Origin of the sequence: Nocardioides sp. (assembly GCF_047606145.1) — a bacterium.
Taxonomy (GTDB): domain Bacteria; phylum Actinomycetota; class Actinomycetes; order Propionibacteriales; family Nocardioidaceae; genus Nocardioides.
The window spans coordinates 33,447-49,106 of record NZ_JASGET010000095.1 but is presented as its reverse complement, the minus strand read 5'-3'; the positions used below and the strand labels follow the sequence as shown (position 1 = coordinate 49,106).

Annotated in this window: 18 protein-coding genes; 13 read left to right on the top strand and 5 right to left on the bottom strand. The window is 67.6% G+C overall.

The window, feature by feature from the left end; all coding sequences use genetic code 11:
• Nucleotides 1-673, top strand: a 673-nt coding sequence (locus tag QM638_RS11720) for an alpha/beta hydrolase (protein WP_415142151.1), incomplete at its 5' end; no start/stop codon positions are given.
• A gap of 144 nt (nt 674-817) precedes the next feature.
• Nucleotides 818-1,507, top strand: a complete 690-nt coding sequence (locus QM638_RS11715; RefSeq protein WP_415142150.1) for a type 1 glutamine amidotransferase domain-containing protein — start codon at nt 818-820, stop codon at nt 1,505-1,507.
• A 506-nt stretch (nt 1,508-2,013) separates the two neighbouring features.
• On the opposite strand, the gene QM638_RS11710 is transcribed toward QM638_RS11715, so the two are convergent.
• Nucleotides 2,014-2,355, bottom strand: a complete 342-nt coding sequence (locus tag QM638_RS11710) for a MerR family transcriptional regulator (protein ID WP_415142149.1) — start codon at nt 2,353-2,355, stop codon at nt 2,014-2,016.
• 80 nt (nt 2,356-2,435) lie between these two features.
• Here QM638_RS11710 and QM638_RS11705 point away from each other — a divergent pair, with 80 nt between their 5' ends.
• Entirely contained in the window at nt 2,436-3,239 is an 804-nt protein-coding gene (locus QM638_RS11705) for an amidohydrolase family protein (RefSeq protein ID WP_415142148.1), read from the top strand.
• A 347-nt stretch (nt 3,240-3,586) separates the two neighbouring features.
• Entirely contained in the window at nt 3,587-4,627 is a 1,041-nt protein-coding gene (locus QM638_RS11700) for an ABC transporter substrate-binding protein (RefSeq protein WP_415142147.1), read from the top strand.
• A 128-nt stretch (nt 4,628-4,755) separates the two neighbouring features.
• On the opposite strand, the gene QM638_RS11695 is transcribed toward QM638_RS11700, so the two are convergent.
• Both QM638_RS11695 and QM638_RS11690 read right to left on the bottom strand, forming a co-directional pair.
• Complete coding sequence (locus QM638_RS11695) at nt 4,756-5,076, bottom strand: DUF1330 domain-containing protein (protein ID WP_415142146.1); 321 nt, start codon at nt 5,074-5,076, stop codon at nt 4,756-4,758.
• A gap of 52 nt (nt 5,077-5,128) precedes the next feature.
• Nucleotides 5,129-6,133 carry a quinone oxidoreductase family protein gene (locus QM638_RS11690; RefSeq protein WP_415142145.1) on the bottom strand — a complete coding sequence of 335 codons (1,005 nt, stop codon included), beginning with the start codon at nt 6,131-6,133 and terminating at the stop codon, nt 5,129-5,131.
• A 135-nt stretch (nt 6,134-6,268) separates the two neighbouring features.
• Between QM638_RS11690 and QM638_RS11685 the strand changes: the two genes are divergently transcribed.
• A complete protein-coding gene (locus QM638_RS11685; RefSeq protein ID WP_415142144.1) occupies nt 6,269-6,613 on the top strand; it encodes an ArsR/SmtB family transcription factor in 345 nt (114 codons plus the stop codon).
• A 53-nt stretch (nt 6,614-6,666) separates the two neighbouring features.
• On the opposite strand, the gene QM638_RS11680 is transcribed toward QM638_RS11685, so the two are convergent.
• Nucleotides 6,667-7,161, bottom strand: coding sequence for a winged helix-turn-helix transcriptional regulator (locus QM638_RS11680; protein WP_415142143.1), 495 nt, complete (start codon nt 7,159-7,161; stop codon nt 6,667-6,669).
• 94 nt (nt 7,162-7,255) lie between these two features.
• Here QM638_RS11680 and QM638_RS11675 point away from each other — a divergent pair, with 94 nt between their 5' ends.
• Nucleotides 7,256-8,005: an alpha/beta hydrolase gene (locus QM638_RS11675; RefSeq protein WP_415142142.1), complete on the top strand. Its 750-nt coding sequence runs from the start codon at nt 7,256-7,258 to the stop codon at nt 8,003-8,005.
• A gap of 39 nt (nt 8,006-8,044) precedes the next feature.
• Here the strand turns inward: QM638_RS11675 and QM638_RS11670 are convergent, their stop codons facing one another.
• Nucleotides 8,045-9,001 (bottom strand): GlxA family transcriptional regulator, encoded by a 957-nt coding sequence (locus tag QM638_RS11670; RefSeq protein ID WP_415142141.1) that lies wholly within the window; start codon nt 8,999-9,001, stop codon nt 8,045-8,047.
• A gap of 105 nt (nt 9,002-9,106) precedes the next feature.
• Between QM638_RS11670 and QM638_RS11665 the strand changes: the two genes are divergently transcribed.
• The 7 genes from QM638_RS11665 to QM638_RS11635 all read left to right on the top strand — a co-directional run bounded on the left by QM638_RS11665 (nt 9,107) and on the right by QM638_RS11635 (nt 15,507).
• Nucleotides 9,107-10,039 (top strand): NAD-dependent epimerase/dehydratase family protein, encoded by a 933-nt coding sequence (locus tag QM638_RS11665; RefSeq protein WP_415142140.1) that lies wholly within the window; start codon nt 9,107-9,109, stop codon nt 10,037-10,039.
• Between the two features lie 229 nt (nt 10,040-10,268).
• Nucleotides 10,269-10,736 (top strand): cupin domain-containing protein, encoded by a 468-nt coding sequence (locus QM638_RS11660; RefSeq protein ID WP_415142139.1) that lies wholly within the window; start codon nt 10,269-10,271, stop codon nt 10,734-10,736.
• A gap of 3 nt (nt 10,737-10,739) precedes the next feature.
• Nucleotides 10,740-12,020, top strand: a complete 1,281-nt coding sequence (locus QM638_RS11655; RefSeq protein ID WP_415142138.1) for an MFS transporter — start codon at nt 10,740-10,742, stop codon at nt 12,018-12,020.
• A gap of 125 nt (nt 12,021-12,145) precedes the next feature.
• Nucleotides 12,146-12,481 (top strand): DUF3870 domain-containing protein, encoded by a 336-nt coding sequence (locus QM638_RS11650; protein ID WP_415142137.1) that lies wholly within the window; start codon nt 12,146-12,148, stop codon nt 12,479-12,481.
• Complete coding sequence (locus QM638_RS11645; RefSeq protein ID WP_415142136.1) at nt 12,478-13,347, top strand: MBL fold metallo-hydrolase; 870 nt, start codon at nt 12,478-12,480, stop codon at nt 13,345-13,347. The genes QM638_RS11650 and QM638_RS11645 overlap by 4 nt, the downstream gene beginning before the upstream one ends.
• A gap of 2 nt (nt 13,348-13,349) precedes the next feature.
• Entirely contained in the window at nt 13,350-14,348 is a 999-nt protein-coding gene (locus QM638_RS11640) for a quinone oxidoreductase family protein (RefSeq protein ID WP_415142135.1), read from the top strand.
• A gap of 235 nt (nt 14,349-14,583) precedes the next feature.
• The gene (locus tag QM638_RS11635) at nt 14,584-15,507 is read left to right on the top strand and encodes a helix-turn-helix domain-containing protein (RefSeq protein WP_415142134.1); all 924 of its coding nucleotides are present in this window, start codon (nt 14,584-14,586) and stop codon (nt 15,505-15,507) included.
• Nucleotides 15,508-15,660: the final 153 nt, after the last annotated feature.

Sequence of the window (15,660 nt, the reverse complement as noted above, 5' to 3'; positions counted from 1 at the left end):
CGACAAGACCCACGACCGGCTCTTCCGGGAGCTGACCGTCGGCGCCGGCGCGGCCGGCGTCTTCCCGGTCTACGACCGGGCCCCGGAGAAGGGCTACCCCACCCAGGTCGAGCAGAACTACGCCGTCGGCCAATGGGTCCTCGCCCACGGCGCCGAACACGGCCTGGACACCACGCGCATCGCCGTCACCGGCGAATCGGTCGGTGGCTGCATGGCCACCGTCTTCGCGCTCATGAACGCCGAACGCGGCGGCATCGACCTCAAGGCCCAGGTGCTCCTCTACCCGGTCACCGACGCCGACTTCGACACCCCGTCCTATCTTCAGTTCGCCGAGAGCTATTACCTCACCCGCGACGGGATGAAGTGGTTCTGGGACGCCTACACCACCGACCCCGCCAAGCGCGCCGAGAAGTACGCCTCCCCGCTGCAGGCCTCGCTCGACGACCTCAAGGGACTACCGACCACGCTCGTCATCACCGACGAGGCCGACGTGCTCCGCGACGAGGGCGAGAAGTACGCCAACAAGCTCCGCGAGGCCGGCGTCGACGTCACCTCGGTCCGGGTCGCCGGCATGGTCCACGACTTCCTGCTCCTGGACAGCCTGCGAGACACCAAGGCCGCCAACGTCGCCCGCCACCTCGCGATCGACGCCCTCAAGACCGCCCTGCAGTAGGGATCGCCGCCCGAAGCACGTTGGAGCCGACGCCGTCTCCCGAGCTGCCACGCCGGCGACTCGGGGACGGTGGCATCGACACGGTGACGGGAAAGTAGGAAGACCGGCCGTGAGGCAGAAGCAGCATAGGAACGAGAGGGTCGCATGACCAAACGCATCCTGAACGTGGTCACCAACGTCGGCCACTTCGACAATCCCGACCACCCGACCGGCCTGTGGCTCTCCGAGCTCACCCATGCCTGGCACGTCTTCGACGAGGCCGGCTTCGAGCAGACCCTCGTCAGCCCCGCCGGCGGCCAGGTACCGCTCGAACCGCGCGCGTTGAAGTTTCCCAACTACGACAAGACCGCCAAGGCCTGGCGCGCCGACCCAGCCAAGATGGCACTGCTGGAGAACACGCTCAGCCCGGACCAGGTCGACTCCACCGACTATGACGCCATCTACTTCACCGGCGGCCACGCCGTCATGTACGACTTCCCCGACAGCGAAGGACTGCAACGCATCGCCCGCGAGATCTACGAACGCGGCGCCATCGTCTCCTCGGTCTGCCACGGCTACTGCGGGCTGCTCAACACCACACTCTCCGACGGCACGTACCTGATCGCCGGCAAGAAGATAACCGGCTTCGCCTGGACCGAAGAAGTCCTCGCCCGCGTCGACAAGCTCGTGCCCTACAACGCCGAGGAACAAGCCAAGGAACGCGGCGCCCACTACGAAAAGGCCAAGCTCCCCTTCGTCTCCTACACCGTCGTGGACAGCAACCTCGTCACCGGCCAGAACCCGGGATCGGCCAAGGAGACCGCAAACAAGGTGGCCGCACTCCTCCACGAGTAGTGCTGGTCATCGCGCCGGCGCACTCGATACATCGGCCGTCGACGGTCGGCTCTTGATGACCTTTCCGCGCGTGTCTCGGGTAGAGGCGACGTCGCGGCCTGGTCGTACTGCGGGATCGCGAGGGCGACAAGACGCCCATCGGCCAGCGCTCGGGTTAGGGTTCGAACCCGACCATCCGACAACCGCGCAGTGACAGGCAGCCGCTCGTTGGCCTCGACTCTGCGGGCCTGGCATGGACCCTCGAGATCGTGTGCAGATATCTCAACCAGCTGATCGAGATCGGCCGCGACGAACTGACGCCACTCACTCTTGCTCTGCGCCGGCTGGTCAGCACCACTTGGTGGCCCAGTGCCGCCGACCAGCCGGTGATTGCGTGGATGACTTTCGTCTGTTCGGGTCAGACTCCCGAAGCACAGAAGTTGTCATTGCCGGAGCACGTAGATCCACCAACCGGGACTGAGAGGGGTGTCCCGCGGGTGTCACGGACCGTGTGGAGCGCTCGGCGATCACTCCGCTCCTAGCAGCGCCGTGATGCGCGTCCTGGCTCGGTCGATTTCAGCCGCTCGATCATCGAGGCGATCAAGCTCGGAGCGCAGGCGAGCGGTGGCTCGCTCGCACCGAGTCGGCACGGTCGATTCCTCGTAACACGGCCCGATCGCGGCGACCGCGTCCAAGGTGAGGCCCGCAGCGAGCAGATCTCGGATGGTGGCGACCGCTGCTATCTGATCAGCGTCGAAGTCGCGGTAGCCATTGGCCAGGCGCACCGAACGAATCAGCCCAGCACGCTCGTAGTGGCGTAACGACCGGGTTGATGCGCCGGTGCGTTCGGCGAGCTCGCCGATTAGCACTCGACTCACCGCCCTCCGCTTGACTCGGCGCTTGACCTTGACACCAGCGTCAAAGTTTACGGTCGCGGCGAAGGAGGCCCATGATCGACATCCATGCCCATGTCACCGCCGATCTCGACGCCCAACTGGACCGGGCGGCTCTCGCCGGCGTCACGCACACCGTGTTGCTCTCGACGACCGTTCACCCCGAGACTGCCAACACCCTGGCCGACGTCCGCGAGGAGTTCGCCCGACTCACTCGCCTGGTGTCCGGCCAGAACCCGGATCAGGACGCACAGGCTGCGGCCGACGCCGAGCTGACCTCCGCGCTCGCCGCTACCGCCAGCACTTACGCGATGCGCAAGGTGGCCCTGGACTGGCCCGTCGAACGAATGCTCCAGGTCGCCGACCAGGCAGCGAACGATCCACGAACGGTCGGGCTCGGCGAGCTGACGCCGCCACCGGATGGCGGCGCGCAGATCGATTCCGTGGTCCGAGCTGCCGCGGAGACCGCTGGAACGCGGCCTCTACCAGTTCTCACCCACGGCATCGCGCCAAACACCCTGGAGGATCTGCGCGCCTATGCCGCCGTCGCGGCACGCTACCCGTCAGTGCCAGTCGTCATCGGCGCGTTCGGCGGGCTCAACAGCATGGTTGCTGTCGAGCTGGCTGCCACACGTGCCAACGTTTATCTAGACCTGTCTAGCGTTCTGCAGGTGTTCGTCCTGGCCGCCGCGCTGCGCGAGGTCCCCGAGAAGTGCCTGTTCGGGTCGAATACCCCCTACGGCGACGTCCTCGCCGCTCGCACCACCGTGGAAGCGGCCACCGCGGACCCCGCTGTCCGTCAGCTTGCCCTGCACGACAACGCTTTCCGGCTTCTCGACATCACCCCCGCGTCACCCTGACCCGGCCGAACGGTGGAGGCGTTCGGTGCAAGCACCGGGCTGGCCGAACCCGGAGCCCTCCCGTCGATTCCAGCAACCGGTCAGGACTTGGCGCCGCTCGGAGTTCTGCCCGCTCGCGGTCACGGCTGAGACGGTGTTGCGCGACACCACGCAACGTTGCCGGGCGAAGCCCCATCGGCTGCCAGGACCGCCTCCGCCGCCGGGTCTGGCGCGGCTCAGACAGCAGATCTGACGCCAGCTCACCCCATTCTCCGACGCCGTGCCATAAATTAGGATCGCCTTACCTAACCCGCAATCAGGAGGATGCCGTGTCCGCTATCGCGCCCACTCACCCCGGTGGACTTTCGGTGTTTCAGACCCCCGGCCAGGTCGACGCGGAGTTCGCCCGAATCGTCGACGAGCTGACCCGACGGGGCTTCCTCGCCGGCGGGCTGGGCAGTGCCGCGATGCTCACGCTCGCCGCATGCGGGTCAAGCACCAAGCAGTCCGACAGCGGCAGCTCGTCGGGCCGGTTCCGCTACACCGACGCGCGCGGCAAGACGATCGACCTTGCTGCCATTCCCAACCGCATCGTGATGAGTGAGCAGGCTGCCGCAGCGCTGATCCCGTACGGCATCCGACCAGTCGGCTTCTGGGGTTCGAGCACGCCGGCCACCAGCCCGGTGCTCAAGGGACTGGACGTCTCCGGCATCAAGTCGCTCGGCGTCACCTACGGTCAGGTCAACATCGAAGCGCTCGCCGCCCTCGAACCCGATCTGGTCATCACCGGCTGGTACGCCGGGGATGCCTTCGGCGGCCTCGGGGCCGAGAGCGCCAACATCTCCCAGAAGGTCGCCGCCGTCGCCCCCATCCTCGCGGTATCGGCACAAAAGCCCGCTTCGACCTCGCTCGAAGACTGGCGCGACCTCGCCGACAAACTCGGCGCCAGCGTCGACACCGGCACCATCGCCACCCAACGACGGACCTACCAGCAGGCCGTCGCCGACCTCAAGCAAGCCGCCGCCGGCCGGCCACACACCACCGTCTACGCCATCTCCCCGGAGAACCAGTTCTACGTCGCCATCCCCAAATACTTCCCCGAGCTGATCGACTACAAGAACTGGGGCGTGGACATCCTCACCTCGCCCGCGCCGCAAACCGCAACCTCCGCCCAGTTCGGCGAGCTGAGCTACGAGAACGTCACCCGCTGCAAGTCCGACATCCTGCTCTACGACGCCCGCTCCTTCGCCATCCCCCTGGCCAAGGCCGAACAGCAATACCCCACGCTGAAGCTGCTTCCCGCCATCGCCCACAACCACATCGCAACCTGGCTCACCGACTCCACCTACAACTACGCCACCTACACACCCCAGATCCAGGCACTCACCACAGCCATCAAAAAGCTGTAACCCTCCGGCACGCAACGCGCCGGCCCACGCAGGGGCCCGCCAGCCAACTGCCGTCCCAGGGGCGTCGGCAAGATCCTCGCACCAACCGGCGGGCAGCTGCCGACGATGCGCGTTCACCGACAGCTATGTCAGCCTGGGCATGATGTCGGGTCCACTGCGGGCGTGCCCTCGACAATGAACAGGCGCCGGGCGAGTCCGTCTCGGGCGGCGTCCAGGGCCTGGCGGTAGGCGTCGGAGGCGTACCAAGCGTGTGCCTGCCCGATGGTGTCGAACTGGAGGATGACAAGCCTTTCATCAGGTTCGAACGCACCCTCCAGGGCCTCGGGTACGGCGTCGCGGGCGAGGTATCGCCCGCCGTACGCGGCCGCGGCCTGCGCCGCGAGTGGTTTGTACCGCTCGACCGCGTCCCGATTGGTGATGCGCACTTCGGAGATGACGTAGGCGGGCATGGCGATCCTTTCGAGTGGTCGCTGCGAAGCCGGGGGTAGGGGTGCGGTCGCTCTATGCGGCGGGCGTGTCGTCGAGCCGGACGACGTATTTTCCGGTGCCGGCGCGGTTGGCGAGCAGGTCGTGGATATCGCCGACGTGTTCGAGGGATTCGACGATGGTGATCGGCGGGTGCACCTGCCCGCCGGCGAGCATGGCCAGTGCGGTGCTCAGGGCGTCGGCGACGCGGGACGGACGGGTCTGGCGCAGCGCGCTCATGCTGAAGCCGATCAGGCCCAGGTTGCCGCCGAGCAGGCGGGCGAACGGCGGCAGCGGCGCCGGTGCGGTCCCGGTGGCGTTGCCGAACAGCACGATCCGGGCGCCGGGGGCAGCCAGGTCGAGGTCGATGTCGAGTGCGGTGGTGCCGGTCGGGTCGAGGATGACGTCGAACCCTCCGTCGGCGGATGCGGTCAGCGCGGCGGCCCGCAGGTCGGTGTCCTGCGGGAGTATCTGGTCCCATCCTGCTGCCAGGGCGGTGTCGATGCTGGCCGCTCTGGCGACCGTTCCGACCCGCACTCCGGAGCCGAGGACCTGCGCGACCTGGGGGACGACCGAGCCGACGCCGCCGCTGGCCGCGTGCATGAACAGCCGTTCCCCCGGCCGCAGTTGCGCGGCGTCGCGCAGCAGCAGCACGGCTGTCGAGAGCATCAGCGGCGCCGCCGCCGCGATCGACAGGTCGAGACCGTCCGGGACCGGCGCGACGAGCCGAGCGTCGGCCACCGCGACCTGGGCGAAGCCTCCGCCCGCGACCAGCGTCGCGACCCGGTCTCCGACAGTGAGGCCCGAGACTCCGGGCCCGAGTGATCGCACGGTACCGGCCACCTCGAGACCAGGCACGAGCGGCCAGCCGGTCGGGGCGTAGCCGGGATCCCCGCGACGGGTCATGACGTCCATGAAGTTGACACCGGCGTAGCCGACGTCGATCGCGACCTGTCCCGGCCCGGGGGACGGCTGCTCGGTGCGGATCACGCGGGTGGTGCTGGCATCGGGGGCGGGAGCATCCATCTGCAGCGCGTACATCGCACTCCTCCTTCAACAGTATTATTCGATGTTCGTAGTACATCGAATAATAACGGTAGGCTCCCGTTACTGCCAGGCCACCACGACACCACCCGCGACACCGTCACGCGACACCACCGAAGGAGGCACACCGGGATGCCCAGACCCAGCCGGTCCACACCGCTGTTCCACCCCGAGCCGGAACAGATCGACCTGCTGGAGATCCTGCACGCACTGTCCGACCCCACCCGCATGACCATCGTGCAGACCCTGGCCGCCAGCCCCGAACGCGCCTGCGGAACCTTCCCCGTCCACGTAGCCCCCTCCACACTCAGCCACCACTTCCGGGTACTACGGGAAGCCGGCCTCATCCGACAGCGAGAGGAAGGCACCCGCCGCTGGACATCCCTACGCGCCGACGACCTGGACGCGCGCTACCCAGGACTGCTGGAGCGGATCCTCGACGCCAGCCACACGGCTAGCCCGTCGCCGACAAGCTGACACTCTCGCTCTCTGCCCTGCAGAGTTGGCAGCTGCCCGGGCGATGCCCGACCTCAAGCAGAGGACTGCTTGGCGGCGTTGCGCAGTCGCGCCAACGCAGAGCCTGTCTGGACGGGTTCGTCACGCAGATGCACGGCACGCAGTTCGTCCATGACCTGGGCGACGAAGACGTCGCCACCTGTCCGCAGCAGGATCGAACGGGCTCGTGCCGCGCTGTCGGCCACCTGGTGGCGTTCGCCGCGGAAATCCAGACCCCAGTTGCCGAGTGCCACCAGGATCGGGACGGTGCGGATACCCGCCTCGGTCAAGCTGTACCGCGCCCGCTGTCCACGCATCACGGTCTGTTTGGTCAGCAGCCCCGCCTCGACCAACGCCTTCAGGCGAGAAGCGAGAACGTTGGAGGCGATGCCCTCCGCGGACTGCGACTGCAGCTCACGGAAGTAGCGGCGCTCGCCGAACATCACGTCCCGAAGAACGATCAGCGCCCACGGATCACCCAGCGCCTCGACCGCGAGATTGATCGGACACCCAGACCGCGGCTCCTGCATCACACCACCCTTAGCGCTTGCCAACCGCAATCACTATAGCTAGGTTCAAAGTGCTTGCTATCAACAAGCGCTGGACAGCTCAGGAGCCGCAGCAGTGGAATCGACACGGATCACCATCGAATCGCCGGCCGGCACCATGCTGGGCTACCTGCACTCCCCGGTCGGGCCATCCCGGGCAGCCGGAGTCCTGTTTCTTCACGGCTGGACCAGCGACGCCGAATCCGGATACGGCGACCTGCCCGAGCAGATGGCCGGCCGCGGCTTCACCGCGCTGGCTGTCGACCTACCCGGGCACGGAGGCAGCGGGGGCGACCGAGGCGCGCTCGACTACCAGGCGTTCGTCGATGCCGCTATCGCCGCTTACGACACGCTCGCCGCGCAATCGGCGAACCCCGACATCACGATCGTGGGAACCAGCCTGGGTGGATACCTGGCGGCACGGCTGGCAGCGGATCGCTCAGTGACCCGACTGATCCTTTGGGTCCCAACAGACTTCTCCGACGAACTGACCCGCAGCGGGCAGACTTTTCAGGGATCGTCGCTAACCGATGACGCACTCGCTTGGCGGTCGGCTCCGCACACCCCAGACGACTCGGCGGCCCTCGCCGCATTCGGCGCGTTCGAGGGGCGATCACTGATCATCGAGGCGATGAACGACGAACTCGTCCCGCACCAGACGATCGCCAACTACCTTGCCGTCGCATCCGACGCAGACCACGTCCAGCTCGCGCGCACCAGACATCGAATCCGACGTGACCCGCACAAGTTTTCCCTCGCGGCGGCGCTGACCAGGGCATGGCTCGTCACCGAAGCTGCGTCCGAGGCAACGTCGCTCCACGAATAGCAAGAAGCGGGTTCGGCGTCGGGCTCGGCGATGTCGAGGTCATGCCGGCGCCGTGGTGGCATGAGCGAAGCTCGCACGGTAGCCGCTGGGGGTTATCCCGACCCGCTTGACGAAGTGCTGCCGGAGCGACTCGCTCGAGCCAAGGCCGCTGAGGCGGGCCACCTGCTCCATCGGCAGCATCGTGGATTCCAGGAGGATTCGTGCGCGGTCGATGCGTTGGTGCACGAGCCACTGCAGTGGACTCAGCCCGGTTTCGGCCTGGAACCGCCGGGTGAGGTGGCGAATGCTGACATGGGCGTGGGCGGCGAGCTGGGCGAGGGTGAGGTCGTCGGCGAGCCGTTCGAGAGCCCAGCTGCGCGTCTCTGCGAGGCTGGTGCCGCGCTCGGGCGGCAGCGGCGAGTCGATGAACTGCTGCTGCCCGCCGTGGCGGACCGGTGCCACCAGCGCCAGCCGGGCGGCCCGGTTCGCCACCGCCGCGCCGTGGTCGAGGCGCACCAGGTGAAGACAGAGGTCCAGCCCGGCCGCGACGCCGGCGGACGTCAGCACGTTGCCGTCGTCGGTATAGAGCACCCCCGGCCGCACGTCCACTTTCGGGAATCGCCGGGCGAACTCGTCGCTGTAGGGCCAGTAGGTCGTCGCAGGCCGTCCGTCGAGGACGCCGGAGGCGGCGAGCGCGAACGCACCGGTGCAGATCGAGGCGACCCGTTGCCCGTTCCGTGCCGCGTCGACCAGTACGTCGAGGATCCGCGGGTCGAAGTCCGCACGACGGCCGGAGCCGGTGACGACCACCGTCTCGACATCGCTCAGGACATCCAGCCCGTGGTCGACCACCACGCGCATGCTGCCGGTGCTGGCCACGATGCCCGGCTCGGCGGTGCACACCAGAACGTCGTATGCCGGGGAGCCGTCGACGACGACCGTACTGAAGACGGCTTCCGGAATGACCAGGTCGAAGGCGGTCACGGGTGGGATGGCGATGACGCCGACGCGATGCATGTCCAGATCCTTGGGCTCTAGGGCGTTTAGGCCACTGACGATAGAAGGCCGTGGGACCGACGATCAAGGTAGGCCGCCGACTCGGCCGTACACGAAGGAGCACTCATGTCACTCAAGGTCGTCGCCGGGGCCGGAGCCACCGGCATCCCCACCGCTTTGCTGCTGGCCGAGGCCGGCAACCAGGTCAGGCTCGTCAGCCGGCGGGGGTCTGGTCCACATCACCCGAACATCGAGCTGGTGACGGCAGACGCTGCCGACACGGACCGGTTCGCCGAGATCGTCCGCGGTGCGGCGACCCTCTACAACTGCGCGGTGCCGCCGTACGACAGCTGGCCCGAGCTCTGGCCGCCGCTGGCCGGTTCGCTGCTCACTGCCGCCGAACGTACGGGCGCCGACTACGTCATGGTCGGCAACGCCTATGGCTACGGGCCGGTTGACGGGCCGATGACCGAGAACCTTCCCCTGGCAGCGACCACGTCCAAGGGCCGAGTGCGAGCGCAGATGTGGCTGGACGCCGAAGCGGCCAACGACTCCGGCCGAGTGCGCGCCACGGAGGTCCGTGCTCACGACTACATCGGTCCCGGCGCGATGTCGTACTACACACTCACCGTCCAGCCGACGATCCTCAGCGGGGAGCCGGCCGTCTTCTTCCCGGCAGATCTGGACGCCCGGCACTCGTGGACCTACACCGTGGACACGGCGCGGACCGCGGTGGCCGCCGGCGACAACGACCAATCCTGGGGCCGGGCCTGGCATGTCCCCAGCACCGCCGACATCTCGGTCCGCCAGCTCACCGATCTCCTTGCGCAGGCGACCGGCACGCCGGCCCGGCTCACAGCCATGACCAGAGACGACCTGGCCACCCTTGCCAGCTCCGACACCATCATCGCGGAAGTCCAGGAGATGCTGTACATGCTCGAACGACCGGCGATCCTGGACAGCACCGAGACACGCCGGCTGTTGGGCGTGCAGCCCACCCCGATCGAGAAAGTCATCGCGGAGATCATCACGACCGGCGACAAGCCGTCACAGAGCTGAACGATCCCCGGCCGAGCCACGATGCCGTGGCGCCTCATGCCGAGCCCGCAAATGATCCCATTGCGTGAACTCGATCACAGGTCTAACCTCCATCTCACGCATCGACGGCTGACGGGCCGCCGCTGGCGTCGATCTTCGAGATCGTCCACCCAGCAGTTCAAACCCCGTTGGTCTCCTCGAGTGGCATCGCGTTCGCGCTGCCCGTCGTACGACGCACGAGGAGCGTTCGATGTCGATTCACGCCAGCTCTGACCAGGTCCGCGAAGACACCGCCGACATGGGCACGACCGCATTCACCACCAAAGCCGTCTACGGCAACTCGTCCTCACTGCTCATCGCCACCCGACCGCCCGGCTACCACTCGCGTCCGCACCGGCACGACTGCGAGCAACTGAACTGGCTCCAGTCGGGGACCTTGTGGGTCATGATCGAGGACCGAGCGATCCTTCTCCAGAAGGGTGACTTCCTGCGGATCCCGGCCGGCGAACGGCACTGGTCCTGGAACAGGTCCGACGTGCCGGCCGTGCTGGTCGAGGTGCACACCCCCGGCTTGCAGGACGACCCGTTGGTCAAGGACTTCGCCGTCGCGCTGTTCGACGACGACGAGCCACGCGAGTACCTCGGCTCGCCGGTCAACGAGTTCCTGCCCGACGACGAGGACTTCGACCCCGCCGTCGCCGAGCGACAGGTTCGCTGAGCCATGGCCGTCCTCGCGCCCAACGTCGGGTCCGGGGAGCGCAGCTCCTACCGTTGGCTCATCCTGGCCGTGTTGTGGCTGACGCTGATCCTGTCCTACTTCGACCGGGTGGCGATCGCTGCTGCCCTGCCGTTCATGTCGCGAGACCTCGGCCTGTCCGCCTCCGTCGCGGGGCTGGTCACCGGGGCGATCTTCCTGAGCTACACCCTCGTACAGGTTCCGGCCGGGTGGCTGACCGATCGGTGGGGACAGCGCCGTTTCATCGCCGCGGCGATCGCCTGGTGGACCCTGTTCAGCGTCCTGACCGGCGTGGCGGCGGGCAGCCTGCTGGCCCTGTTGGCGGTTCGGCTGCTGATGGGCGCGGGCGAGGGGTTCCACCCGCCGCCGCTGTGGCGGATGTTGTCGAACTGGTTCGGGCAGGGCCGACGATCGGTGCCCCTGGCCCTGATGCTCACCGCACTGCCGCTCGGGCCGGCGCTGGCACCGAAGATCGTCTTCCCCGTGATCGACTCATTCGGGTGGCGTTGGGTCTTCTACGGCACCGCGATCCCGGGCGTCCTCGTCGTCGCCGCGGCATGGTTCCTGCTGCGCGATACGCCCGAGCACAGGGACCAGCAACCCGAACACCATGACCTGGGGGCCAGCGAACAGGTACGCCCGCGTCTCGCGTGGCCGCCGCGTCACGTGGCACTGGCCTTCCTCGCGTTCTTCTTCTTCGGGTTCGTGCTCTACGGGCTGATGGGGTGGCTGCCCACCTACCTACTCGACTACCGGCACCTGAACATCAAGGACGCCGGATGGATCGCGACCGCGCCCTATCTAGCGGGCGCGGTCGGGCTGCTCGCCGGAGCATGGATCTCGCAACGGCTCTTCAACACCCGGCGCCGCTGGTTCATCGCGACGACCTATGTGCTGACCGCCGCCAGCATCGCGATCGTCCCGACGACCGGATCCGTCCCAGCCGCCGGAGCAGCACTGACCGTGGCTGGCTTCTTCCTCTATTCCAGCCTCGGCCCGTTCTGGTCGGTGCCGATGGATCTCGTCTCCCCCGCCGAAGTCGGGACCTGGCTGGGCTTCATCAACATGGGAACCCAGCTCAGCGGATTCCTCGGACCGCTGTTCATCGGCTGGATCATCCAGCACACCGGATCCTTCAACCCGGCCCTGTTCGCCATGGTCGTCTCGATGCTGCTGGCCGCCGTCATCCTGGTGACGATCCGAGACCAAAAGCAGCCCGCGAGTACACGTACTCGATCACCGAGAGCACTCGGAGCCACCCGATGAACGGCACCGCCATACCCGGACCAAGTACCGAACCCATCGCGAACGCCATGGCGCGCCCGGCACCCCGCTCGCAGGAGCCGGAGCGTCGATCAACCCCGCGCGCACGCGCTTGGGAGACTCCCACCATGGATGCCGCCTCGACCACCGTCACCGTCGGATACGCGCGCGTCGCCGAAGGCTCGGCCCTGCGCGACACCCACGAACACCTGTCGCTGGTCCTCATCGTCGACAACGCGACCCATCGCGTGCTCGAAGTGGACTCCACCGCCGTGACCGCTGCCGTGCAACGCTGGCTGTCCAACCTGCTGACGGGTCGGGACATCACCGACCCGCTGACCGACGTGCTCCAGATCATCGACGCCAACTACCTCGGCGCCGCGGCCGGCGCGATCCGTCAGGCCCTCCTCGACGCCGTACGACGCTACGCGGCGCACCTGAGCGAACGGGATAGCCGGCCATGACGTCCTCGTTCGTCATCAAGCGGCTGAACTTCGGCAGCGTCCGCATCGACGAGTCGATGCGGGTCCGCGGAGTCCCACCAGGACACTCCATCGAGGTCCCCGCTCAGGGCTGGCTCATCCTCGGCGGCGACAAGCCCATCCTGGTCGACGCCGGCTACCGCGATCCCAGCGTCCTGGGCGCCGGCGGCACCGTCGCCTCCGGGCAGGGCTTCCACGACCAACTGCGCGCCCACGGCGTCTCCGCCGAACAACTCGGCTACGTCATCCTCACCCACGCCCACCGAGACCACGCCGGCCACGTGGACAAGATCCCCTTACAGATACCGGTCGTCCTCGACCGGGCGGAGCTCGCCGCGGCGGCCAGCGGCCTGCAAGGGCTGGCGTACGCGCGAGACGACGTGCACCACCTCATCGACCGGCTCTACACCCCGGGCGGGCTCCGGCTGCTCGACCTGGAACGATCCGGGCCCGTCGAGACCAGCCCCGGGATCACCTGCGTACACACCGGAGGCCACACCGCCGGGTCCCTGTCCGTCATCGTCCCGACCGCCGAAGGTGACGCGTACCTGTGCGGGGACCTCTTCTACGACGTCGAAACCGCCCTGCACACCCAGCCCCGCGACACGTTCGTCGCAGCCGTACAACCGGCCCACTTCGACCCGTACGCCGCCGGCCTCACCAACAACTTCACCGTCGGCGTGATCGATGAACTCGCCGCCACCCAACGCGCGCGCCGCTACCGCTTCGTCGTGCCCGCCCACGACGACCCCGCCGTGCTGGACCACGGCCAGTACTGCGGACGGATCCTCGGCGACACCATCCCCGGCCCCATCCACGACCCCATCCACGACCCGGCGAGCCGATAGCCGTGCGCGCGATCATCCAACGAACCGCCGGCGGCCCCGAGGTCCTGCACCTCGAACACGTCCCCACACCAACGCCCGGCCCCACCGAGGTCCTCGTCCGAGTCGACGCCACCAGCGTCAACCCGACCGATGCCAAGACCCGAGGACGAGGCAGGTTCCCGGTCGGCGTCACCACCCCGTTCATCCTCGGCTACGACGTCGCCGGCACCGTGGAAGCCGTCGGCGACGGCGTCACCATCCACCAGCCCGGCGACCGCATCTACGGGATGCCCCGATTCCCCTACCCCGCGGGGGCGTACGCCGAGTACGTCACCGCGCCCGGCCGCCAACTCGTCCCGATCCCGCCCGGTCTGGACACCGTCCACGCCGCAGCCCTCCCGCTCGCTGGCCTCACCGCCTGGCAATCCCTGCACGACACCGCCCACGTCGCACCGGGTACAAGAGTCCTCATCCACGCCGGCGCAGGCGGAGTGGGCCACCTCGCGATCCAGATCGCCAAGGCGCTCGGTGCCCACGTCAGCGCCACGAGCCGAGCCGAGAAGCACGACCTGCTTCGCCGGTTCGGCGCCGACGAGTGCATCGACTACACCACGACCGACTACGCCGATCTTGCCGACTCCATGGACGTCGTGCTCGACCCGATCGGCGGAACGACCACGGCCCGATCGGTGCGGGCCCTTCGCCGGGACGGGACTCTCATCCGGCTCCCCCCATGGACCGACGACGACCAGCACACCAGAGAAATAGCCGCGCAGCAGCACAAGAAGGCCGTACGTCTGCTCGTCGAACCCGACCACGCCGGCATGGCCGCGCTCAGCGACCTGGTTGAGCGGGGCCTCCTCGCGCCGCACGTCGAGCACACCTTCCCCCTCGAACAGGCCAGCAGCGCACATCGACTCATCGACACCAACCACACCACCGGCAAGATCACCCTCAAGGTGACCTCACCGGATCCACCGCGACCGCTCCCCAGGACGGACGACGCCGAACCGGCTGCATGATGATCGTGCGCGTCCGCTGCCTGATCTCAGCCGTCGTTGCGGCCAGAGACTTCTGCAGGTCGAATAGGACCTATACGTCTCGGCCGGGGCCAGCCGGATCACACATGTCCGTGCGCGCCGTAGTCGGCGCTGTAGGGACTTTCTTTGTCATCGACGGGACGCGGGCAGTCTCGCGATTGTTGCTCGCTAGCCAGTTGGGCCAGGTGCCGCTGGATTGCTCGTTTTCGAGTTCGCCATGTCCATGACCCGGTCGGCTAACGGCGAGAGCGACTGCCGACCGGTCGCGATCCACACCTACGAGCTACATGCTGCCATCGGCCCGGTGTCCTATGACTGCATCCGGATAGTCGTGCCGCGAGCTGGCTCGTCGTTCGTGTTTGGCGAGTTCGGCCGCTGGGTGATGAACGTCGGCGACGTACTCGCTGTAGGGCCGGCAGTATTGTGCGGCGTCGAACCTAAGGGCCGGGTCGTGACGACGACCCTCTATTTGGATCGCGACTACCTGGTCGATCAACTGTTCTGGCGACATGTCTGCCAGCTAACCGACCGGATCCAAGCCGGCCGGGTGTTCGATGCCTGGTATCCCGGACCGGCGTTGCTCTTGCGGCTCGGTGAGGATCGGACTGGGCTCATGGGGCCCTCTCTCGACGAACTGGCGGCTTTCACCACTGACGGTATCGAGTCCGACCGGTTCTACCGTGTCCAATCTCTGGTGTTCTCCGTGCTGGATGTACTGCTTCCACACCTGCGCGCGACACGACCAGAGCAGCCATCGAATGGGCGAGTCGCATCGTGTCCACTGTCGCGGGGTCGCCGCTTCGGGCCGCTGCGTGTGGAAGCACGCGCGGCGGCAGGCCTGCTGCGGGAGTCGCCCGATCGTTCGTGGACGCTGGATGACCTAGCACGCATGGTCCACCTCTCACAGAAGCAACTGTCACGCGTGTTCGTGGAGGCGTACGGCAAGACCCCGCTGGCGTATCTGACCATGTTGCGTGTCGAACGCATGGCTGAACTACTTCGCGAGGACGATCTGAGCGTCGCGGCAGCCGGAAGATCGGTCGGCTGGTCCAGCCGCAGCCGCGCCGCAGAAGCCTTCCGCCACTGCCTCGGCGTCACCCCACAGCAGTACCGCGCCCAAGCACGCCACAGGGCGGCTTGACCGGGATCGGGACATCCTTGTAGTCGATCAGGACGCCGCCGCTGATGTTGCATTCCCGAGCCGTCGTCGGGCTGGTAGTCCGGTAGGGACGCGTCGGGTTCATCAGAGCCTGACGGTTGCTCCGTATCAGTCGGGCCGCACCTGCCCCCGCCG